Origin of the sequence: Pseudarthrobacter enclensis (genome assembly GCF_001457025.1) — a bacterium.
Taxonomy (GTDB): Bacteria; Actinomycetota; Actinomycetes; order Actinomycetales; family Micrococcaceae; genus Arthrobacter; species Arthrobacter enclensis.
This window is the reverse complement of record NZ_KQ758600.1, coordinates 417,103-438,299: the sequence shown is the minus strand read 5'-3', so window position 1 is coordinate 438,299 and position 21,197 is coordinate 417,103. Positions and strand designations below refer to the sequence as shown.

At 66.8% G+C, this 21,197-nt stretch carries 22 protein-coding genes and 1 tRNA gene; 9 read left to right on the top strand and 14 right to left on the bottom strand.

What is annotated here, in order from left to right:
* Positions 1–4: 4 nt before the first annotated feature.
* The 3 genes from AS031_RS06610 to AS031_RS06600 form a co-directional block, all read right to left on the bottom strand.
* Positions 5–1,066, bottom strand: coding sequence for a tRNA (adenine-N1)-methyltransferase (locus AS031_RS06610; protein WP_058267331.1), 1,062 nt, complete (start codon positions 1,064–1,066; stop codon positions 5–7).
* Between the two features lie 96 nt (positions 1,067–1,162).
* Positions 1,163–2,311, bottom strand: a complete 1,149-nt coding sequence (locus AS031_RS06605; protein ID WP_058267613.1) for a site-2 protease family protein — start codon at positions 2,309–2,311, stop codon at positions 1,163–1,165.
* A 26-nt stretch (positions 2,312–2,337) separates the two neighbouring features.
* Positions 2,338–3,075 (bottom strand): HAD family hydrolase, encoded by a 738-nt coding sequence (locus AS031_RS06600; protein WP_058267330.1) that lies wholly within the window; start codon positions 3,073–3,075, stop codon positions 2,338–2,340.
* Positions 3,076–3,226: 151 nt separating this feature from the next.
* Here AS031_RS06600 and AS031_RS06595 point away from each other — a divergent pair, with 151 nt between their 5' ends.
* The gene (locus AS031_RS06595; RefSeq protein WP_058267329.1) at positions 3,227–4,132 is read left to right on the top strand and encodes a PAC2 family protein; all 906 of its coding nucleotides are present in this window, start codon (positions 3,227–3,229) and stop codon (positions 4,130–4,132) included.
* A 114-nt stretch (positions 4,133–4,246) separates the two neighbouring features.
* Here the strand turns inward: AS031_RS06595 and mshC are convergent, their stop codons facing one another.
* Both mshC and AS031_RS06585 read right to left on the bottom strand, forming a co-directional pair.
* The gene (gene mshC / locus AS031_RS06590) at positions 4,247–5,524 is read right to left on the bottom strand and encodes a cysteine--1-D-myo-inosityl 2-amino-2-deoxy-alpha-D-glucopyranoside ligase (protein ID WP_058267328.1); all 1,278 of its coding nucleotides are present in this window, start codon (positions 5,522–5,524) and stop codon (positions 4,247–4,249) included.
* A 15-nt stretch (positions 5,525–5,539) separates the two neighbouring features.
* A complete protein-coding gene (locus tag AS031_RS06585) occupies positions 5,540–6,373 on the bottom strand; it encodes an undecaprenyl-diphosphate phosphatase (RefSeq protein ID WP_058267327.1) in 834 nt (277 codons plus the stop codon).
* A gap of 52 nt (positions 6,374–6,425) precedes the next feature.
* Between AS031_RS06585 and AS031_RS06580 the strand changes: the two genes are divergently transcribed.
* Complete coding sequence (locus tag AS031_RS06580) at positions 6,426–7,361, top strand: aldo/keto reductase (RefSeq protein WP_058267326.1); 936 nt, start codon at positions 6,426–6,428, stop codon at positions 7,359–7,361.
* 71 nt (positions 7,362–7,432) lie between these two features.
* Here AS031_RS06580 and AS031_RS06575 read toward each other — a convergent pair whose 3' ends face one another.
* A complete protein-coding gene (locus tag AS031_RS06575) occupies positions 7,433–7,699 on the bottom strand; it encodes a hypothetical protein (RefSeq protein ID WP_058267325.1) in 267 nt (88 codons plus the stop codon).
* Positions 7,700–7,738: 39 nt separating this feature from the next.
* Between AS031_RS06575 and AS031_RS06570 the strand changes: the two genes are divergently transcribed.
* Positions 7,739–7,972 carry a DUF5703 family protein gene (locus tag AS031_RS06570; RefSeq protein ID WP_058267324.1) on the top strand — a complete coding sequence of 78 codons (234 nt, stop codon included), beginning with the start codon at positions 7,739–7,741 and terminating at the stop codon, positions 7,970–7,972.
* 48 nt (positions 7,973–8,020) lie between these two features.
* On the opposite strand, the gene AS031_RS06565 is transcribed toward AS031_RS06570, so the two are convergent.
* Both AS031_RS06565 and AS031_RS06560 read right to left on the bottom strand, forming a co-directional pair.
* Positions 8,021–9,181 (bottom strand): acyl-CoA dehydrogenase family protein, encoded by a 1,161-nt coding sequence (locus AS031_RS06565; RefSeq protein WP_058267323.1) that lies wholly within the window; start codon positions 9,179–9,181, stop codon positions 8,021–8,023.
* Between the two features lie 10 nt (positions 9,182–9,191).
* Positions 9,192–10,496, bottom strand: a complete 1,305-nt coding sequence (locus AS031_RS06560; RefSeq protein ID WP_058267322.1) for a M20/M25/M40 family metallo-hydrolase — start codon at positions 10,494–10,496, stop codon at positions 9,192–9,194.
* Between the two features lie 166 nt (positions 10,497–10,662).
* On the opposite strand from AS031_RS06560, the gene AS031_RS06555 reads away from it, so the two are divergent.
* Positions 10,663–10,745, top strand: a tRNA-Leu gene (locus AS031_RS06555).
* A 296-nt stretch (positions 10,746–11,041) separates the two neighbouring features.
* Here the strand turns inward: AS031_RS06555 and AS031_RS06550 are convergent.
* From AS031_RS06550 to AS031_RS06535, 4 genes are all read right to left on the bottom strand, one after another.
* A complete protein-coding gene (locus AS031_RS06550) occupies positions 11,042–11,542 on the bottom strand; it encodes a DUF805 domain-containing protein (protein ID WP_058267321.1) in 501 nt (166 codons plus the stop codon).
* 139 nt (positions 11,543–11,681) lie between these two features.
* Positions 11,682–11,918 carry a hypothetical protein gene (locus tag AS031_RS06545; protein WP_058267320.1) on the bottom strand — a complete coding sequence of 79 codons (237 nt, stop codon included), beginning with the start codon at positions 11,916–11,918 and terminating at the stop codon, positions 11,682–11,684.
* A gap of 57 nt (positions 11,919–11,975) precedes the next feature.
* A complete protein-coding gene (locus tag AS031_RS06540) occupies positions 11,976–12,941 on the bottom strand; it encodes a glycosyltransferase family 9 protein (protein WP_058267319.1) in 966 nt (321 codons plus the stop codon).
* Positions 12,938–14,074 (bottom strand): glycosyltransferase family 9 protein, encoded by a 1,137-nt coding sequence (locus AS031_RS06535; protein WP_058267318.1) that lies wholly within the window; start codon positions 14,072–14,074, stop codon positions 12,938–12,940. Before AS031_RS06535 ends, AS031_RS06540 begins: the two co-directional genes overlap by 4 nt.
* A gap of 209 nt (positions 14,075–14,283) precedes the next feature.
* Between AS031_RS06535 and AS031_RS06530 the strand changes: the two genes are divergently transcribed.
* The 5 genes from AS031_RS06530 (at position 14,284) to AS031_RS06510 (ending at position 18,898) form a co-directional block, all read left to right on the top strand.
* Positions 14,284–14,586, top strand: a complete 303-nt coding sequence (locus AS031_RS06530; RefSeq protein ID WP_058267317.1) for a DUF4193 domain-containing protein — start codon at positions 14,284–14,286, stop codon at positions 14,584–14,586.
* Between the two features lie 153 nt (positions 14,587–14,739).
* Positions 14,740–15,480 (top strand): M50 family metallopeptidase, encoded by a 741-nt coding sequence (locus AS031_RS06525; protein ID WP_058267316.1) that lies wholly within the window; start codon positions 14,740–14,742, stop codon positions 15,478–15,480.
* A gap of 10 nt (positions 15,481–15,490) precedes the next feature.
* Positions 15,491–16,570: a glutathione S-transferase family protein gene (locus AS031_RS06520; RefSeq protein WP_058267315.1), complete on the top strand. Its 1,080-nt coding sequence runs from the start codon at positions 15,491–15,493 to the stop codon at positions 16,568–16,570.
* 35 nt (positions 16,571–16,605) lie between these two features.
* Complete coding sequence (locus AS031_RS06515) at positions 16,606–17,715, top strand: serine hydrolase domain-containing protein (protein WP_058267314.1); 1,110 nt, start codon at positions 16,606–16,608, stop codon at positions 17,713–17,715.
* Between the two features lie 67 nt (positions 17,716–17,782).
* Positions 17,783–18,898 (top strand): FUSC family protein, encoded by a 1,116-nt coding sequence (locus AS031_RS06510; protein ID WP_058267612.1) that lies wholly within the window; start codon positions 17,783–17,785, stop codon positions 18,896–18,898.
* Here AS031_RS06510 and AS031_RS06505 read toward each other — a convergent pair.
* Positions 18,888–19,859 (bottom strand): MaoC family dehydratase, encoded by a 972-nt coding sequence (locus tag AS031_RS06505; RefSeq protein ID WP_141688769.1) that lies wholly within the window; start codon positions 19,857–19,859, stop codon positions 18,888–18,890. The two genes, AS031_RS06510 and AS031_RS06505, sit on opposite strands and share 11 nt — an antisense overlap.
* Positions 19,856–21,196 (bottom strand): 3-oxoacyl-ACP reductase, encoded by a 1,341-nt coding sequence (locus tag AS031_RS06500; protein ID WP_058267312.1) that lies wholly within the window; start codon positions 21,194–21,196, stop codon positions 19,856–19,858. The genes AS031_RS06505 and AS031_RS06500 overlap by 4 nt, the downstream gene beginning before the upstream one ends.
* Position 21,197: the final 1 nt, after the last annotated feature.

Below are 21,197 nucleotides of genomic sequence, written 5' to 3'. Positions count from 1 at the left end.
TGGACTAGTTCGTGACCTCGGGAGCGTCCCTGACGTTGGTTCCGGCCATCGCATCACGCGCTGCGCGGCGGAGTTTCTTGTCGGAAACCGCGCGTTCACCCACCGCACCCGGTGTCCAGGCGTTGACGTCCTCTTCGTTGAACTCGGTCTTGGAGGGCCGGCGCTTGACCGAAATTCCGGTGACTCCGTCTGCCAGCCGGCGTGTCACCAGCAGGAAACCGGTATGGGCCACCATGCGGTGGTCCGGCCGTACGGCCAGGCCTTCAAGGTGCCAGCCGCGGACCATGGACTCCCAGGCATCAGGTTCCGTAAAGCGGCCGTCTGCCCGGATGGCCTCGGCCGTCCGGGAGAGCTGCGTGACAGTGGCAACGTAGTTGATCCAGACGCCGCCAGGGGCGAGCACGGTGGCGACGGCGTCGAGGCATTCCCACGGGGCCAGCATGTCCAGGACCACCCTGTCCACGGACCCGGGCGCCTCGGCCTTGACCACTTCCTCCTGGAAGTCGCCCAGCGAGATCTGCCACGCCGGGTGCGGACCGCCGAAAATTGTCTCAACGTTGCCGCGGGCAATGTCCGCGAATTCCTGGCGCCGCTCAAAGGAATGCAGGTAGCCCTGGTCACCGACGGCACGCAGCAGCGAGATGGACAGGGCGCCGGATCCCACGCCTGCTTCCACGACGCGCGCGCCGGGGAAGATGTCCGCCATGGTGACGATCTGCCCTGCATCCTTGGGGTAGACGACGGCGGCGCCCCGCGGCATGGACAGGACGAAGTCGGACAGGAGGGGGCGCAGGGTCTGGTATTGCTGCCCCACGTTGTTCACCACCACAGATCCGTCCAGCTTGCCGATGATGTCGTCATGGTTCAGGAAGCCGCGGTGGGTGTGGAAGGCTCCGCCGCGCTCCAGCATGACCGTATTCATCCGGCCGCGTTCATCCGTCAGCTGGACACGCTCGCCCTCGCGGAAGGGTCCGCGGCGGCGCGCGGCTCCCACGGGCTGGGTCCCGCCGGTGGCGCTGCCGGCCCCGGCTGCTGCGGCGTCGTTAACGGCGGTTTCGCTGCTCATGATGTTCCTCGCTCCTGTAAACCTCTGGTGCCGGCGCCTGGCTGCCCGCTGCCCGCCACCTGATTGCGCGGCGGCAATGCACACCGGCAGGTAACTCTACCGGTTCCTGCCGGTGATGGCGGCGAGCACGGCGTCCTGGGACAGGAGCCCGGTGACACGGCCGTTGTGGTCCACGACGGCGTAGTGCTTCCCTTCCAGCTGGGCCAGGAACTGGATGAGTTCCTGCCCCTTGGACCATTCGGGGACGTAGGCGCCGGGAGCCAGCGCGAAGGACACCGCCGTGACAGGGGTCGTCCCGGCGGCCGCGCCGGGCACGGCAGCCATGGCCGCCCCGTCCACAACGCCCTGCGGCCTGCCGTCCTGGCCGCAGACCACCACCGCGGCATTGCCAGGGCGGGGGTGGTGCAGGATGTCAAGGACTGTTGCCGTGGCAGGCACTCCGACTGCGGGCGTGGAGAGCGCCGCAGCACTGACCAGCGGCAGCCTGGCTCGGAGGGTGCCCTGCTGGATGGACGCGGAGGCTCCCATCCAGAGGAATCCGCACACCAGGACGGTGATCATCACCAGCGTGAAGTCCGGGTCGCTGCCCAGCAGGAGGGGCCGGAGGATGAACCAGGCAACCAGCGCGATGACGATGATGCGGCCCGCCCACCCGGCAGCCACCGTTCCCTTGGCCTGGCTTCCGGTGGCCTTCCACACGGCCGACTCCACCAGCCGTCCCCCGTCGAGCGGGAGCCCGGGGAGGACATTGAAGACGCCGATGAGGAAGTTGGCCCACATGAAGATGTTGGTCAGGATTTCGGCGACGCTGCCCATGGGGACAGAGTTCAGGACAAGCCACGCACCGGCGGCGAGGATGAAGTTTGCGGCCGGACCTGCCAGGGCAACGAGGACTGAACGCCCAGGGGAAGCGGTGAAGCTTTCGAACTGCGTATGGCCGCCCCAGAGGTTCAGGACGATTTTCTGCGTGGGCCATCCGTAGATTTTCGCGGTGAGGGCATGGGCGAGTTCGTGCACCAGTACCGAGATAAGGAGCAGGACTGCATAGGCGAAAGCCACGATGTAGGCGCTGGTTCCCAAGGCCGGGTTGTTCCGGTGCAGCACCGGACCGTAGACGATGACCGTGAACGCGGCAATGATGAACCAGGAGTAGGCGAGGATGATCGGAACCCCGGCGATCCTGCCCAGGGGGATGCCTTCACGGCGGGCTGCCCTGGCGGACCCGCCGGCGGCAGGTTCGCGCATGCCCGGCTCGCCGGGGGCCGGGGCGGTCACGGCGTGTTCCCGGCTGCGGATGCGGGCTCACCGGCAGGACCATGGTTGCCCGCCTCCGTGAGGAGTTGCTCGAGGTCTTCCCGGGTTCGTCCTTCCAGTGTGTCCCACAGGGTGTAGTGGGAGTGCTCGGGCAGCGGCACAATGTGCGGGATGGCCACTGTGGCAACACCGGAGGCGACCGCTGCAGCAACGCCCGGCGCCGAGTCCTCCAGCGCCACGCAATGGCCCAGGTGCAGGTGCGGATCGGTTTCGCGCAGCCGTTCCACTGCTGTCAGGTACGCTTCCGGGTGCGGTTTTCCGCGGCTGACAGTGTCACCGGTGACCAGGAATTCGAAATACTGCCGGGGAAGGCTGTCCACCACCTGCCGGGCCAGCGGACCTTCGGACATGGTCACCAGTGCGCAGCGAACACCGGACTGGTGCAGGTCCTCGAGCAGCTCCCGGGCACCGGGGCGCCACGGCACCTGCTGCCGGACGCTGCTGATCACCTGGCTGGTCAGGGTGTCGATGATCTCGCGGATTTCCATGGCGACTCCGGCCTTCTGCAGGAGACCGGCCGAGAAAGTCAGGGATTGTCCCACCAGCTGCATGGCCTGCTCATGGGACCAGGTTCCGCCGTGCGCTTCGACGAGGGCGTGTTCGGCGGCAATCCAGTACGGCTCTGTATCCACGATGGTGCCGTCCATGTCCCACAGGACGGCTTTGAGCGGAGTTTCAGTGCCTGGAAGTCGCATGCTGACCAGTTTACGGGGACTTGCTGGACGGTCCCTGTGGGCTACGCCCTTGGCGAATACTGGCCGCAGCCCGCCCTTCAGCGCGGGCACTGCGGCTTTTCCGGCGCTTCATTCACTGCACGCGCGTGCTCCTTGGACGTAGGGTGATGGAATGAATAGCTTCGAGGGAGACACCGCCGACACAGGTGCCGGGCCCGAACGGGAGCGGTTCCTGCAGCCAGTGGCCGGTGGACAGCGCGTGACGGTGATGCTTGCCGCCTTTGAAGGCTGGAACGATGCCGGGGAAGCCGCCAGCGATTCGCTGCGCTACCTGAATAAGCTCTGGGGCGGCAAGAAGGTGGCATCCATTGATGCCGACGAGTATTACGACTTCCAGTTCACCCGTCCCACGGTGCGCAGGAATGCCGCGGGAGAACGGAAGATCAAGTGGCCTTCCACGCGCATCTACAAAGCCAGCGCCCCCAACTCCAACGTGGACGTGATCTTCGTCCAGGGAACCGAGCCGTCCTATAAATGGCGTGCCTACACGGCCGAACTGCTGGTCCACGCCGAGGCACTGAACGTGGACTACGTGATCCTGGTGGGCGCCCTGCTGGCCGATGTGCCGCACAGCCGCCCCATTCCCGTGAGCACCTCATCGGACGATGCCCCGTTGCGGGAGCGCATGAACCTCGAGGCCTCACAGTATGAGGGGCCGGTAGGGATTGTGGGAGTCCTTTCAGAGGTGGCGCTCCTGGCCGGCCTTCCCACGGTTTCGCTGTGGGCCGCCGTACCGCATTACGTCGCACAGGCCCCGTCCCCCAAGGCCCAGCTGGCGCTCCTGCACCGCATTGAGGAACTGCTGCAGGTTCCGCTGGACACGCATGAACTGGCGGAGGAAGCGGATGCATGGGAGCGCGGGGTTGATGAGCTCGCCACTGAAGACCCGGAAATTGCTGCGTATGTGCGGCAACTGGAGGAGGCCAAAGATACGGCGGACCTTCCGGAGGCCACCGGGGAATCGATAGCCCGCGAGTTCGAGCGTTACCTCAAGCGCCGCGGCCAGGACAGGCCCTGACCAGCTGCGGGCCTGATGTCTTGAAGAAAGAGCAGGGGCCAGGCCGGGTCATTCCCGGCCTGGCCCCTGCTCCGTTAAGGACTGCACGTACGCCGCAGACGGGCGGCGCCTGGACTAAAGCCGGATACCCAGCAGGGCGTCGACGGCGTCCCGCACCAGGGCCTGGTCTGCGGCACTTGCCGGCGTGCCGCCGTCGTTCGCACGGCGCGCCCACCGGGAGACGGCAGCGACCGCTGCGGGGGCATCCAGGTCGGCGGCCAGCGCTGCCCGCATCTCGTCGAGCAGCGGCGCTGCCGAACTTTCGGGGGCATGATCGAGCGCCCGGCGCCAAGAGGCCAGGTCCGCTTTCGCGGCGGCGAACCCTTCGTCCGTCCAGGACCAGTCGGACCGGTAGTGGTGGGCCAGGATGGCCAAGCGGATGGCGGCGGGGTCCTCCCCCGCGGCACGGAGCCTGGACACCAGCACCAGGTTGCCCTTGGATTTGCTCATCTTCTCGCCATCCAGACCCACCATGCCGGCGTGGGCATAATGCTTGGCGAGGGGCACGCCGGCCAGGGAATACGCGTGGCCGGCGCCCATCTCATGGTGGGGGAAGATCAGGTCGGAGCCGCCGCCCTGGACCGTGAAGGGAGCGGGCAGGTACTTCTGTGCGATCACGGTGCACTCGATGTGCCAGCCCGGCCTGCCGTCGCCGAGGCTGCCGCCGGGCCAGTGCGGCTCGCCGTCCCGCGCCACGCGCCAGAGCAGCGGATCGAGGGCCTGCCGCTTGCCGGCACGGCCGGGATCGCCGCCGCGTTCGGCGAACAGCTCAAGCATTTCGCTCTCGGACAGTCCGGAGATGGAGCCCAGGCTCCACGCGTCCGGGGCAACTGACTGCTTCCCCGCCGCTTCGACGTCGTAGTAGACGTCTCCGTCCGGTTCGCCGTTGGTACCCGGCACGCGGTAGGCCAGGCCCTGGCTGACGAGCCGTTCCACCTCCGGAACGATGAGGTCTATCGATTCCACGGCACCGACGTAGTGGTCCGGAGACAGGACGTTGAGTGCCTCCATGTCGGTCTGGAACAGTTCGATCTGGCTTTGGGCCAGTTCCTGCCAGTCGACGTTGGTGGCGGTGGCGCGTTCCAGGAGCGGGTCATCCACGTCAGTGACGTTCTGCACGTAGGAGACGTCCTGGCCTGCATCCCGCCAGGCGCGGTTGAGCAGGTCGAAGGCGACGTAACTGGCAGCGTGGCCCATGTGGGTGGCGTCATACGGTGTGATGCCGCAGACGTACATTGACGCCCGGGGGCCGGACTCCAGCACCACCTCGCGGCCTGCTGCGGTATCGAACAAGCGGATGGCAGGCATGGTGCCGGGCAGGTTTGGAACGGGGCGGGAAGTCCAGGATTTCACAGACCAAGCCTAGTGCTAGGCGCTGATGACGCCGAAACCGAGAAGCAGGTACAGCGCCAGTCCCAGGAGAATCCGGTACCAGACAAACAGCCGGTAGCTGCGGGTGGACACAAACTTCAGGAACCAGCCGATGATGACGTAGCCCACCACGAAGGCGATGACGGTGGCCAGGGCGGTCTCCGGCAGCCCGTAAGGGCCGGAGATCCCGTCCTTGGACACCACCTTGTAGAGCTGGTAGAGGCCGCTGCCGAACACGGCGGGGATGGCCAGCAGGAAGGAGTACCGGGCTGCGGCTTCACGGGTGTACCCCATGAGCAGGCCTGCGGTGATGGTGCCGCCGGAGCGGGAAACGCCGGGAATCAGGGCCATGGCCTGGGCGAGGCCGTACAGGATGCCGTGCTTGTAGGTGAGCTGTGTGAGGTCCCGCTGCTGCTTCCCCACGGCGTCGGCGACGGCCAGGATCAGGCCGAAGACAATCAGCATGGTGGCCACGATCCACATGCTCCGCAGCACCGATTCGATCTGGTCCTGGAACAGCAGGCCCAGGACGATGATGGGGAGGCTGCCAAGGATCACCAGCCAGCCCATCCTGGCGTCCGGGTCCTGCCGCGATACCTTGCCGGTGAGGGACCCTGCCCACGCCTTGATGATCCTGACGATGTCCCGCCAGAAGTAGACAAGCACAGCGGTTTCCGTACCCAGCTGGGTGATGGCGGTGAAGGCGGCACCGGGGTCGTCGGCATTGGGGAGGAATTGCCCCACGATCCGCAGGTGCGCACTTGATGAAATCGGTAGAAATTCGGTCAGTCCCTGCACAAGGCCCAGCAGGGCCGCTTCAAACCAGTTCACGCTAAGACCCTACGGCATGGGCCAGGGTGGTTCTGCCCGTAAGCTAGCTGCTATGCAGCAGCGTTACGTCGGCAACAGTGGGTTGCGGGTTTCAGCCTTGTCACTTGGCACCATGACGTGGGGCACCGAAACAGACGAACAGGATGCCTCGGAACTGCTGCGGATCTTCCTCGCCGCCGGCGGCCGGCACGTCGACACTGCGGCGTCCTACGCGGACGGGCGCTCCGAGGCGCTGCTCGGATCACTCCTGGGCGACGTGGTGTCCAGGACCGGCGTGACGATCTCCACCAAGGCGGGCATGACGACGCCGGATGGCCGGCGCGGCGTCGATACCTCACGCAACGCGATGCTCACCGGTCTCGATGCCAGCCTTGCGCGCCTGGGGACGGACTACGTCGATATCTGGTTCGCTGAGGCCTGGGACCCGAATGTTCCGCTGGAGGAGACGCTGTCCGCCATGGAGTTCGCTGTCCGCAGCGGACGTGCCCGTTACGCGGGGGTGTCCAACTACAGCGGCTGGCAGGTGGCCAAGGCGGCGGTGCTGGCCGGGTTCCCGTTGGTGGCCTCCCAGGCCGAGTACTCCTTGGTGCGCCGTTCTCCCGAGTCCGAGCTGATCCCGTCCATCGAGGACGCGGGCCTGGGCCTGATGGCCTGCGCACCGCTGGGACGCGGTGTCCTCACGGGCAAGTACCGGGGTGGCATTCCGTCGGATTCGCGGGGGGCAGCGGGTGTCGGGGCGGCATCCGTGGAGCCGTATCTTGCGGAGAAGCCATCCCGGACAGTCGAAGCGGTGTGCACGGCCGCCAAGGGCCTGGGCCGGACGCCCCAGGATGTGTCCCTGAGCTGGGTCCTGTCGCAGCACGGTGTGGCAACCGCCGTCGTGGGCCCCAGGACACCCGTCCAGCTGAAGGAAACCCTCGAAGCGCAACTGAACCCGCTGCCGCCGGAAATCTCCCGTGCCCTCGAGGACGTGTCTGCCCCGCAGTAGCCCCGTGCCCGCGGAATTCCAGGGGCAGTAACGGCTATGGGCGCCGATCTTTCCGGGGCGTTGCGCGGGAGCTATTCCTCGACGATCTCCAGGTCCTCGTCGTCGTCCACGTCGCTTTCCTCGTCCTCGTCATCCTCATCATCAAAGACCTGAAGCGGGGTGACTTCGTTGTAGGCCTCGTAGAGTGCGTCCTCGTACACTTCGAACGCATCTGCCACTGCGAAAAAAGCCGCCTCGACGGAGGGGTCACCGTCTCCGCGCCGGTTCGATGCTGCTATAAGGTGTTCTTCCAAAGCGGTGGTCAGGGACGAAAGCGCGACACGCGGATCGATGCTCATGACTTCACGTTAGCCGGAAAAGGACGAAAATGGAGAGCAATGAAGGAACAATTTCTCACCAGCTCGGTCCAGCGGGAACGGGATTATTTGAGGCAGTACGAATACCTCGTACTGACGGTCAGTCCCAACGAATCCCTGCCTGAAGCGCGCCGCCGCCTAGTGGAACATTCCGAGTACGGCAAGTGGGAGCTGGAGCGCAGCAAGCTGTACCTGGGCGGTGGCCGGCGGTTCTGGCTCCGCCGCCGGGTGATGCAGGTCCAGCGGACCGTCTAGGAAACACCGTCCAGCGGACCGTCCAGGAAGCGCCGCCTGGCGGACCGCCTAATTATCCAGCGGTCCCAGCCAGGCGTTTGCCACCGTGTTGTGGGCTGATTCGTCATCCGACGGGTGGAACATGCCGGCCAGAACGTCGCGGTAGAGCCGTTCCAGCTCAGATCCGCGGAAGTAGCTCGACCCCCCGCTGACCCTGATGGCGAGGTCCACGACGCGGCGGGCCGTCTCGGTGGCGTTGACTTTGAGCCCCACGAGCTTGGGGAACCACAGCGGTCCGTGGTCGGTCAGGGCGTCGACGTCGGCCGCGACGGCGGCCAGCTGCGGGTACAGGTTGTCCATGGCCATGGCAGCCTCGGCGACTTTCCACCGGATGTCCGGGTCCTGTGCGTAGCTTCGGCCACCGTTCTTAAACGAGGTGCGCCGCTTCGCATGGTCAACGCCGAGGGTGAGGGCCCTCTCCCCCAGCCCCGTATAGACGGCTGCGAGCAGCGTTTCGAAGCAGGCAAAGATGGCGAAGATCAGCGGGTCGGCATTGGGCCCTACCGGCAGCTTCCGGAAGATCCGGTTGGCCGGCACCTCAGCCCCTTCCAGGACCGTGGTGTTGGACTGGCTGGCCCGCATGCCCAGGGTGTCCCAGTCGTCGAGGATGCGGTAGCCGCCGGTTTCCCGGGTGATAAACCCGTGGACCAGTTCCCCGGCCCCGTCCCGCGCCCCCGGGTCCTTGCCGAAGATGCCCAGCCGGGTCCATGCCGGCGAGAGACTGGTGAAGATCTTGGTGCCGGTGAAGGAGTAGCCGCCGCCGGGCAGCGGGACAGCCACCGTACGGGAATCGAACAGCACCGAGTCGTTGCCTGCTTCGGAGTTTCCGAACGCAAAGACCTCGCCCTGCCCGGCCTCGGCAAGGACGAAAGCCAGTGAGGTGTCGCCCCGGGCCTGGAGGACGTGCGCGACGCCGGTCCAGACAAGGTGCATGTTGACGGCCAGGGCGGTGGCCGGGGCAGCCGTTGCCAGCCTGCGTTGGCAGTGCGCCGCCGCTGCGAGGCCAAGGCCCAGGCCGCCGTCGGACGTTGGCACGAACAGCTTCAGGTAGCCTGCGGCGGCCAGGTCCTGCAGGTCCTCGTGGAAGAAGGCGTTCTTCCGGTCGTAGTCGGCTGCCCGGCCGCGGAGACGTTCCAGCAGCGCGTCCGGGAGCACTTCCTCCGGCGTCATGGCGGTCCCGTCAGTAGTTGGTGAGCAGGGTGTCCAGCACGCGGGCACCGAATCTCAGCGATTCGGCGGGGACCCGTTCGTCCACGCCATGGAACATGCCGGTGAAATCGAGGTCGTCCGGAAGCATCAGCGGTGCAAATCCATAGCCGGTGATGCCCAGGCGGCTCAGCGACTTGTTGTCCGTGCCGCCGGAGAGGGTGTACGGCAGGACCTTCGCACCGGGATCCTCCTTGTGGAGCGCATCGATCATGGAGTCCACGAGGTTTCCGGCGAAGGGGACCTCCAGCGAGACGTCGTTGTGGACGTAGCTGACGTCCACGCCGTTACCGGCCAGTTCACGGACGATCTCCAGGACCTGCTGCTCCTGGCCGGGCAGGGTCCGGCAGTCCACCAGGGCCTCTGCGGACTCGGGGATGACGTTGTGCTTGTAGCCGCCCTTGAGGAGGGTGGGATTGGTGGTGTTCTGCAAAGTGGCACCGACAAAACGGGCCACGGTGCCCAGCTGGTTGAGCAGGAGGTCCGGATTGTCGGCGTCGAACTCAACGCCGGTGAGCTCGGTGACGCCGTCCAGGAACTGCCGCGTGGTGGGCGTCAGTTCGATGGGCCATTTGTATTCGCCGATGCGGGTCACAGCAGCGGCAAGGCGGGTCACGGCGTTGTCGGTGTTGATCTGTGAGCCGTGTCCGGCCCGGCCGTGCGCCACGAGCCGGAGCCAGGAGATGCCCTTTTCAGCCGTCTGCAGGAGATAGGTGCGCTGGCCTCCGATGGTGGCGGAGAAGCCACCCACTTCGGAGATGGCCTCCGTGGCGCCTTCAAAGAGTTCGGGGCGGTTGTCCACGGCATAGCGTGCACCGTATTTTCCGCCCGCCTCCTCATCGGCGAAGAACGCGAAGATGATGTCCCGCTTGGGCTTCCGGCCCTCCCTGGCGAAGCTGCGCAGCACCGAAAGGATCATCGCGTCCATGTCCTTCATGTCCACGGCGCCCCGGCCCCAGATCAACCCGTCCTTCAGCTCAGCGCCGAACGGGTCCACCGTCCACTGGTCGCGGAGTGCGGGAACCACATCAAGGTGGCCGTGGACCACGAGGGCGCTGGCGGACGGGTCTTCGCCGGCCATGCGGGTGACGACGTTGGCGCGCCCCGGCTCCGATTCGAAGAGCTCGGCCTCCAGCCCGACCTCGTTGATCAGGCCCGCAACGTACTCTGCCGCCGCCCGCTCCCCCGGACCTGAACCGTCCCCGTAGTTGGACGTGTCGATGCGGATGAGTTCCTGGCAGATCCGGACAACTTCATCCTCGGGCAGGACGTCAGGCATTGGAAGCTCCTTCATAGGGAATGACTGGCTTGCGCGCGAAACCGCTGCCCTCAGCCTACCCATCCGGCCCGATTCGTTGTTCCCGGAAAGTCGTGTTAGAGTTTTTCTCGCTGCTTCGGAGAGGCGCGAAACACCGGAAGGTGTGGACGGCTCCGGAATACCACCTGCGCGGGTGGCGGAATGGCAGACGCGCTAGCTTGAGGTGCTAGTCCTCGCAAGGGGGTGGGGGTTCAAGTCCCCCTCCGCGCACAATGGGAAAGCCCCGGAAAATCAGTGATTTTCCGGGGCTTTCCTTCGTTTAAGTCCCTTTGCGGTCAACAGCTTTGCCCCATGCTGCTTCGGCGCTGTGCAGTTGGTCACAGTCGGTGTGGACTACCCGCCCCGGCGAAAGCCGGCCACCCGGCAGCAGCCGGTTCTGTGACGCAGTGCTACAGCCCGCTCCGCCGCCTGGGCCGTCAGCCAACGGGGCGTGGCGCCGGCCTTCCCTTAAACGCAAAGGAGCCCGGCCGCACTGGCCGGGCTCCTCTGTGCTGACGCCGGGCTGGTCAGTAACCCGCGGGCTGGTCGTAGCGCTGCCCGGCCGGGTTGGACGGCAGGATGGCAAAAACCAGCAGCGCAAGGGCGCCCAGGAACGGCACCAGGATGATCAGTGCCAGCCAGCCGCTCATGTTGACGTCATGCAGGCGGCGCACTAGCAGCGCCAGGGACGGCACGATGGTGGCCAGGGCCCACACGAGGGCCAAGGCGACCCCTACGAAGATCCCCGGACCGGGCGTCACGGTGCCGCTGGCGGATACCGAGGCGCCGGCTGCGCCACCCATCTGGATGATGATGTTCAGGACGACACTGACAATGAACGCGGCCAGCGTCCACCACCAGTATTCGCTCCGGCTGGCCCGGCCGGAGAACGTGGCGTACTTCTTGAAGAACCGGCGGACAGCGATGGGCAGGGTGGCGCCGTAGTAGGGCGCCCACAGGGGCGGTTCGCCGCCGGGCTGGTAAGACGCCTGCTGCTGTTGCTGGTGCGGATATTGCGGATAGCTCATGAATTCCCCCCGGAATGGTTGTCAGAGTGATGCCAGACCATCGTAGGGGTAAAAGTCCACCTAAGTCCTTTTGATGGATAAACTTCATGAGATTTTCTTCGCGGTGTTCCCGGCGGGAAATATTTCGGCCTTCGTGCGACTAGTGCGGACGCAGCCTGCGGGTCCGCGGGTGCCTGCTGCGTGGTCCTGGGCGTGTTCCCGGAGCAACCGGCCGGTATTCGATCCGGCGCCGGCGGTCATCCGCGCGGATTTCACGCCGTTCCTGGCGCCGGGCCTTGCGCTCGGGCCTGTCGATGGCGGACAGGATGACCAGCGTCGTAGCCATCCAGACAAACGCTGCTGCAAAAACCAAGGCAATGCCCATCTCGGTGCCCATGGCTCCATTTTAGGATCTCTGCTGTGCTGCGGCACCGCGGACAGTCACAATATTTGCTCAAGCTGCTGCCACGCCGAGCCTGTCCACGGCCGCCAGGACGTCATCCACCTCCACCGCCAACAGGGCGGGGTCGGGCAGGTCGGAGAAGGTGTCCCCCCGCCGCAGTTCTGCACGGGTCAACACGATATGGGGACCGGGCGGCGGGCCCCAGATTTCCGGCGGAGCCGGGCCGAAAAGCACCACGGACGGCGTGCCGTAGGCAGAGGCCAAGTGCGCGGCCCCTGTGTCGGCGGTGACCACCACTGTGGCCTCTGCAATGGTGGCGGCGAATTCGGCCAGGCCCAGCCGGCCGGCCAGGACTGCTTCGTCCGGAAGGCCTGCAAGCCGTGCCACTGCCGAGGCGCGCTCCTTTTCCGCCGCACCTCCAGTGAAGACCACCTGGTGGCCGGCGCGGTGCAGTTGCGCGGCTACGGCAGCGAACCGTTCTGCCGGCCACAACCGGCTTCCATAGGCCGCACCGACATGCACCGCAGCAGCTCGGGGGGCAGCCCCGGGTACGCGCGGACGGTCCAGGTGCAGGTCCATGGGGTCGGCCTCGATCCCGTGCCAGTCCAGCAGGTGCGTCCAGCGTTCCCGCTCGTGCAGTTCGGCCCGCCAGCCGGGACCGCTCCGGTGGCGGCTCTGGTAGCCGATGGAGCGCCGGGCCCGAAGGGCTTCGATCCGGCCCGCGCTCTCGGGACCGTTGCCGTGCAGGTTGATCGCCACGTCCACTGTCCCGGGCGCCACGGCCAGCGGCTCATCAAGTCCGTGGGTGGGCAGCAGCTCATACCCTCCCACCAGGTCAAGTGCCTCGGCCAACCACCCCTGTGCCGCGTACCGCAGCCTGTGCTCCGGGAAGTGCCTGCGGATGGCCTTGAGCGCGGGGACGGCGACCAGGAGGTCGCCGAGCTTAAGCGCCCGCAGGACCAGCAGTTCCGGCCTTCCGTCCGCACCCGCTCGTACGCCCTCCTCCGCCCCGGTCACGCCGCCTCCCGGCCGAGCGTCGTGGCGAGCAGGCTCCTGACGTCCTCAAGGACGTCCTGAACCTGGACAGCGGCCACCGCGGACTCGTCGTGCCCGCACCGCGGCGCCGTCCATCCCACCTGGGTCACATCGATCCCGCACACGGGGCAGGCAGTGACCCAAGCCATGTGGATCCGGTGGAGGGTCCTGGCCAGTGCGCCCGCATTGATCACATTCCCCACCCAGAAGATGCCCACCGTTGGAATCCCCAGGGCCTGGGCGAGGTGGCGGGGGCCGCTGTCGTTGCCCACGACGACGGCCGCCCCGGCCAACAGCGCCACGAGTCCCGCCATGTCCAGTTTTCCGGCCACGGACTGCACCGCCGGGGATGAGGCCAGGGCCACGATATGTTCAGCCAGTTGCTGTTCGCCGGCATCACCGACGATGGCAACGCGGCCGCCGTCGGCCGCGCACGCCGCTGCGAGTTCGGCGAACTGTTCCGCCGGCCAGCGGCGCCGGGGATCCGTTGCGCCGGGATGGATCACCACCATGGGGCTGCTGTCTTTTGCGGTCATGTCCTGGCCGCCCCGCACCCGGGGAGCAAGCCGGGCTTCCAGGTCTACGGGAGCAGCGCCGGCAAACCCCGCCACTTCCAGGGCGCGCAGTGGCTCATGCTGATAGTAGATATAAGGAACTGTGCGCTCGAGGCCGGCCGCATCGGGGGTGCGGGTTCCTACTGTATGGCGTGCACCGAGGCGGAGCAGGAAGGGATTGGAATACCGGCCACCCCCGTGGAGCTGGACGGCGAGGTCGAACCTGCGTTCCCTCATGCTGGTGAAGAACGCTTCGAGGTCCGCGGGATCTTCCGTCCCGGGCCGGACGCCTTCGGCATACGGCAGCACGCACACCTCGTCCACGGGGCTCTCGACGGCGGCAAGCAGCGCCTGGTGGACCGGAGTCCCCAGGAGCGTCAGGGTGGACGTCGGATAGGCGGCTTTCAGCGCCGCCATCGCCGGGATGGCGAACATCAGGTCCCCGAGTCCGCCGCCGCGAAGCACGGCAATCCGGGAGACGCCGTCGAACTTTTCAAGGACCGGTCCCACACCCACCGCCGCAACCGCGGCACCACCGGACTCCGCCGTACGTTGTTCCACTGACACCCCTCTGGATCGGAGGGGGCACGCGTCGAGTTGGTGCCCCCGGACGGTTTTTGCAGCCGCTTTCCGGCTTCCGGAGCCGCGGCTGTCCCGATGTACCAGTACCCAGGAGCGGAGCGAATATACTCCCTCTCTTGGGGAATACCTGCCTGATGCTGTACGTTTCATACGCGACAGGCCAACCAAAGAAAAGAGAAGCACCTAAATTGGCAACCGATTATGATGAACTGCGCTCCGACGTCAAGGAGTCGCAGGACAACTCGCTCGAGCAGCTCCAGTCAGCCAATGCTCCCGACGCACGCAGCGTGGTCCTTGAGCTGGATGAGGCGGACGGGCTTGACAGCGCCGGCGTTCCGGGCGGCGAGTTCGTTGCCGAGGAACTCGTGGTGCAGGTCATCCCCCAGGCAGAGGACGAGTTCACCTGCTACTCCTGCTTCCTGGTCCGGCACCGGTCCCAGATAGCGCGGCAGAAGGACGGCCACAGCTACTGCGTTGAGTGCGAAGGCTGATTTCCGGATCACAGTCCGCGGACCGCTGCCGGTCCGGCCACAACGGAAGGCACGCCCACGGGCGTGCCTTCCGGCGTTAAGGGACCACCCAGTTTCGCCCGGTAGCGTTGCAGCCGTGGAAAGCCATCACCTGACGAATCCCGGGACGTCCGGATGAGCAGCCCTGCCGGCCTGTGGGAGACGTTGCTGTCGGCGGTCAGCCGCACAGCACCGCCCCCGGTCACTTCCGTAGAGCTCATCCTGGCCATTGTGGCGGCCGCTGCGCTGTCGGTGCCGCGGCGTTCGTGGAAGTATTTCGGCCTGTTGACCACCGCGGCCCACGAGCTCGGCCATGCCTTCGCCGCCGTCACCAGCGGCCAACGGCTCTCGGCGATCCACCTTCGCCTGGACCATTCGGGGACCACCACCACATACAGCCGCAGCAAGGCCGCCACGGTGTGGTCCTGTTTTTGGGGCTACCCCGTGCCTGCTGTGGTGGGGGCCGCGTTTGTCCTGTGCGGATTCCACGGCTGGGGACCGGCGTCCATTGCTGCCGGTGCCGCGGCTCTGGCGTCAACGTTGGTGTTCCTGCGAAATCCGGCAGGATACCTGATCACGGCCGCTGCGATTGCGGGGGCGCTGGCCCTGCTCCTGCTGGTTCCCGGCGGGTTCATTGGCCACGTTGCTGTTGCTCTGGGCCTCGCACTGCTCGTCGGTGCGGTGAGGGACCTGGTCAAACTGGTCCACGTCCATTTCCGGCGGCGCAGCCGGCTCGCCACCTCGGACGCCTACATCCTGTACAGGGCCACCTCTGTCCCCTCGGGCATCTGGATCTTCCTTTTCATGACAGCCGTGGGCGGCGCCTGGGCCCTGGCAATCCAGCCTGTCGCAGCGGTCCTCTCTGCCGGGGCATAGGCTTGGGGGCATGAGCCACGACACCCAGAGCGCCCAGGCTGCCGGCGGAACAGAGCACAGCACACGCGGTGCCTATGTCACCGGCGGCCAGGAATTTACCCGCGACACCAACTACATCGAAGACCGCATCACCAGCGACGGCAGGCCGGGCGTCAACGGTGAGCCGGGCTGGCCCGTTGAAGCCGGTCGTTACCGGCTGATCGCTGCCCGCGCCTGTCCGTGGGCCAACCGCACGGTCATTGTCCGGCGGCTGCTGGGCCTGGAGGAGGCAATATCGCTGGGCCAGCCGGGGCCCACCCACGACGCGCGGTCATGGACCTTCGACCTGGACCCCGACGGCCGCGACCCCGTCCTGGGCATCGAGCGGCTGCAGGAGGCCTATTTCAAGCGATTCCCGAACTACCCCCGCGGCATCACGGTCCCCGCCATCGTGGACGTGGCCACCGGGGGCGTGGTCACGAACAACTTTCCCCAAATCACGCTCGATTTCTCCACGGAGTGGACCAGGTATCACCGGCCCGGAGCGCCCGACCTGTACCCCGGGCGCCTGCGCGAAGAGATCGACACCGTGAACAAACGCGTATTCACCGAAGTCAACAACGGCGTATACCGGTGCGGTTTCGCCGGATCGCAGGAAGCCTATGACGCCGCCTACCAGCGGCTGTGGACCGCCCTCGACTGGCTGGAAGAGCGGCTCTCCCGGCAGCGGTACCTGGTGGGTGACACCATCACCGAAGCCGACGTCCGCCTGTTCACCACCTTGGCGCGGTTCGACGCCGTCTACCACGGCCATTTCAAGTGCAACCGGCAAAAGCTCAGCGAAATGCCTGCGCTCTGGGGCTACGCCCGGGACCTGTTCCAGACACCCGGCTTCGGTGACACCACGGACTTCGTGCAGATTAAGCAGCACTATTACATCGTTCATGAGGACATCAATCCCACGGGCATCGTTCCCGCCGGTCCCGACCTGGGCGGCTGGCTCAGCGCCCATGGGCGGGAGGAACTTGGCGGCCGCCCCTTCGGAGACGGAACGCCGCCCGGGCCGGTCAGGCAGGGCGAGGAAGTGGCAGCCGGACACGGGGCCGGCTAAGGGCTGGAAAGCGATTTCCGGCTAAGCTGGGCGCCATGCAGCTTCTTCACGGACATGTGTCGCCCGGCTACGAAAACGTCCTGAAACTTTTCGAATCCTTCCTTTCCGCAGACCCCGGCTACAGCGCCCAGCTGGCGGCCGTCCACGAGGGGACCCCTGTGGTGGACCTGACCGGCGGCCCGGACATGGGGCCGGACACGCTCACCGGGGCCTACTCCTGCTCCAAGGGTGTTGCCGCCATGGTCATCGCCCTGCTGGTTCAGGACGGCGCGCTCGACCTTGACCGTCCAGTGGCGCATTACTGGCCTGAGTTCGGCGCCCACGGCAAGGACAGGCTGAAGGTGCGGGAAGCACTCTCCCACCAGGCGGGGGTCCCGGGCATTGAAGGCGGCTTCCCGGTGGACGGGTTCACCACCCCCGCTGCCGCTGCCCGTCTCGCCGCGAGTCCTCCCCTATGGCGGCCAGGCCGGCAGTTCGGCTACCACGCCCTCACCATCGGCATCATTATGGAAGAGCTCTGCCGCCGCACGTCCGGATCAACCCTTCAGGAGCTGTACGAACAAAGGATCCGTCAGCCCCACCGCGTGGATTTCTTCCTCGGCCTGCCCGCCGCGCTGGAGCCCCGGTACCGCGACGTCCTGTATGCCGACGACGACGGCCAGCAGTGGCTGGACCCGCTCAGCCTGGAGGGCCTTAACGCCAACTCCCCCGTCAGCGGGATCATGGAGTTGCCGAACATCAGGACTGTCCGGGCTTCCGGGATGTCCGCGGCAGGGGGCGTGGGATCGGCGATGGGCCTGGCGCGTCTTTATGCAGCGGCAACGACGGGGGTGGACGACGCCCCGGCTTTCCTGGCCGAGGACACCATCCGCCTGATGTCCGCTGAACAGGTATGGGGCCTGGACCGGTCTTCCGGCCTGGACAACGCCTTCGCCGTGGTCTTCATGAAACCCCACCCGTCACGGAACTTTGGCAGCCACCGGGCCTTCGGCCATGAGGGCGCCAATGCGGCGCTGGGTTTCGCGGACCCGGCGTACTCACTGGGCTTCGGTTACATACCCCGCCGTGCCGAAGAAGGGCGGACGGCCGGCAGGGCACACCGGCTGGCAGCGGAAATCCGAAGGTCGGCTGCAGCCCTGTCATGAAGGCAACGCCCCTGACCAGCATCTTTTGGGGATGGGGGAAAACCACCCTAAGGTTGGGCGGATGAGCATGCCGAGAGCGCCAAAGCAAGTCACATGGGGCCGGGGCACCGAAATCCTGAAGCGCGCCGTCGGGGGCCTGACGGCAGCCTTCGCCGCCCAGCGGCTCCAGCTGGCGGCCAAGGCAGCCATCGCTGCCGGCCTGGCTTTCCTGATCGCGCCGCTGATGCCGGGGGCCGCCGCCAACTACCCCTACTACGCTCCGCTGGGCGCCCTCGTGGCGATGTACCACAACGTTGCCGGATCCGTCCGCCAAGGGGTCCAGGCACTGGCCGGCCTGGCTGTCGGGATCGGGCTGGCCTTCGTGCTGGTGGCGTACACCGACCCATCACCGCTGACGGTGGCGTTCTTCATGGGGATCGGCGTCCTGCTGGGCGGGCTGCCCGGAATCGGGTCGGGCAAGGACTGGATCCCGACAGCAGCCCTCCTGGTCCTTCTGGTGGGCAACAGCGATCCCGACGACTTTTCCTTCGGCTACCTCCTGCAGATGGGCGTGGGAGTGGTCATCGGCATCGGCGTGAACTTCCTGATCTTTCCTCCGCTGCACTTTAATGCCGCCGCGGCCAGCCTTGACGAACTGCGCCGCGCCCTGGGCACGCAACTGACGGACATGGGCAAGGCCCTCCGGGAAGAGTGGCCGCCCGAACACGAGGAGTGGTCGCGCCGCTCGGACGAACTGGCGGCCGCGACCCGGTCCGTGCGCCACCTGGTGAGCGAAGCGGACGCCAGTCGTCGCGGCAACCCCCGCCGGCGCCTCCACCCGCGGGACATGGAAAAGGACTACCGGAACCTGCGCGAGCTGGAACGGGTGACCTTCCACATCCAGGACATGACGGACGTCCTGTCCGACGTGATTTGGGAAAGCGACGTGCCCTATGCCGTGCCGGTCCAGGACAGCGGCCCGCTGTCGGAAGCCATCACGGCCACCGGCGAACTGCTGGGTTCCTACTTCGAGGATGACGAAAAGGGCTACCAGGAACGGTTCGATGCTGCCAGGTCGGCGGTGGAGGCCTGTATGACCTCCACCGCGGACCGTGAGCCGGAGAAGCAAGGCAAGGTGCCGGCGTCGGAATCCCTGCTGCTCAGCCTCCACCGCATCCTGCGCGCCGTGCGCCCTACTGGCTGACGTGCGTGGCCTGGACCTGGTCTTCCCGGCCAGGCGCCCCTGCGTCCACATCAGCCGAAGCGACTGAACCCTTGAAGTGGCGCCTGCCGGAATGGGGATTCCAGGCCACGAAGTCCGACCGCTTCCACGCTCCGGACGTTTCCTGTTCGGTGCTGATGTCCAGGGCCACCCGGCACGGCAGGAAGACAGGCGCGTCGAACTCCACCTCCCAGGTGAAGGAATCTCCGCGCGACGGTCCGACGTCGGCGAGCGCCCTCGAGGCCAGGTACATGCCGTGTGCAATGGACCTGCGCATCCCCAAGGCCTTGGCGGACAGCACGCTCAAGTGGATGGGGTTGAAGTCACCGGACACGGCGGCATAGGCGCGGCCGGTATCAACGCCCAGCTGCCACAGCGCCGTCGGGTCGGGTGCCCTGAACTCCTCCCTGGCCGGGTGGGCCGCCGGTTTGTCGATCCCCGGCAGGAAGACGCCTTTCGCCAGGTAGGTGGACACGCCCCGCCAGCACACGGCGCCGGTGCCCGACTTCCGGACTTCGGCCACCACATCCACCTGGGTCCCGGAGCGGTGCCCCTGCAGGTTTTCCACGTGGGCGGTGATGTCCAGCGGTTGGGTAAACACCAGCGGGACGCGCTGCTCCACCCTGTTGCGCAGGTGGATCATGCCCAGCAGCGGCAGCGGGAAGTCGTCCCGGTTCATCACGCTCATGGCCAGCGGAAAGGCCAGGGCGTGGACGAAACCGGCGGGCAGTACGTCGCTGGCCGTTTCCCCCAAGAGGTGCTGGTAGGCGGTGAGGTTGGCCACGTCCACCGTTACTCCGCGGACCTGGTGGCCCTCCTCCGGGAGGACAGCCGCATTCCCCGAACCCAGCAGCCGGTGGCGGGCCGCCTGGGCTGCCGCGTTGACGTACAGCTTCGAAAGCGACGGCATCTCCCCCAGGACCACCGGCCGTGCTGCCATCACGCCCCCACCAGGTTCTGTCCGCATACCCTCAGGACTTCGCCGTTGATCCCGGCGGCCGCGTCACTGGCAAGGAAGGCAATGGCTTCGGCGACGTCCACCGGTTGGCCGCCCTGCTTCAGGGAATTCAGGCGGCGGGCTGTTTCCCGCAGCGCCAGGGGAATCCGGGAGGTCATCTCGGTTTCAATGAACCCCGGCGCCACGGCGTTGATGCTGCCGCCGTTGCCGGCCATCAGCGAGGCAGTGGCCCTGACCATTCCCATGACCCCTCCCTTGGAGGCCGCATAGTTGGTCTGGCCCCGGTTCCCGGCGATCCCGCTGGTGGACGCTACCGACACGATACGGGGTGCGGACCGGAAGTGTTTGGAGGCGAGAAGTGCCTCGTTGATCCGCAACTGCGAGGCGATGTTGATGTTGATGACAGAGTCCCACCGTGCAGGGTCCATGTTGGCCAGCAGCTTGTCCCGGGTGATGCCCGCGTTGTGGATGACGATGTCCAGGCGGCCGTGCCGCTGCACCGCATGGTCGATCATCCGCTGGCCGGCGTCGTCCCGTGTGATGTCAAGCTGCAGGGCTGTTCCCTTGACCTCGTTGGCCACCGCCGCAAGGTGGTCGCCCGCGGACGGCAGATCGACCACCACCAGGGTGGCGCCGTCGCGGTGCAGGGTCCGCGCGATGTCGGCGCCGATCCCCCGCGCCGCACCGGTCACGACGGCGACCTTGCCCGCCAGGGGCGTATCGGCCTGCGGCGGCAAGGTGCCGCCCTGTCCTGAGACCGTCAGGAACTGGCCGTCCACGAAAGCCGAACGTCCGGACAGGAAGAAGCGCACGGCGCCGAGGGCGCTGGGACTGGTCGCCTCAACATCGTCGGCAAGGAGGATACCGTTGCCGGTGGCTCCGGCGCGGAGTTCCTTGGCCAGCGAACGGAGCAGTCCGTCGATTCCCTGCCGGGCGGCGGCGATGGCCGGGCTTGCTGCCGTGGCTGCCGGCCGGGACACGGTGAGGACCCGCGCCCCGGGGGCAAGGTCACGGAGGGAAGCCGCCGCCGCAAGGACGGGCCTGCCAAGGTCTTCCGGGCGCTGGACATTGTCCAGGACCAGGATGATGGCTCCGAGTTTTTCCCGCGGGACCGCGTGCCTGCGGATGTCCAGTTCCCATGACAGCAGCTCGGCGGCCAGTTTGTCCGACGCCGGCGAGTCTCCGAGGACGACGACAGGTCCGGGAACCAGCGGGCTGCCGGGCCGGTACCTGCGCAGGATTGCCGGCTGGGGCAGCCCGAGCTTCCTGGCCACGCTCTTGCCCACGCCCTGATTGACCAACTGGGTGTATTTGTCCGCCATG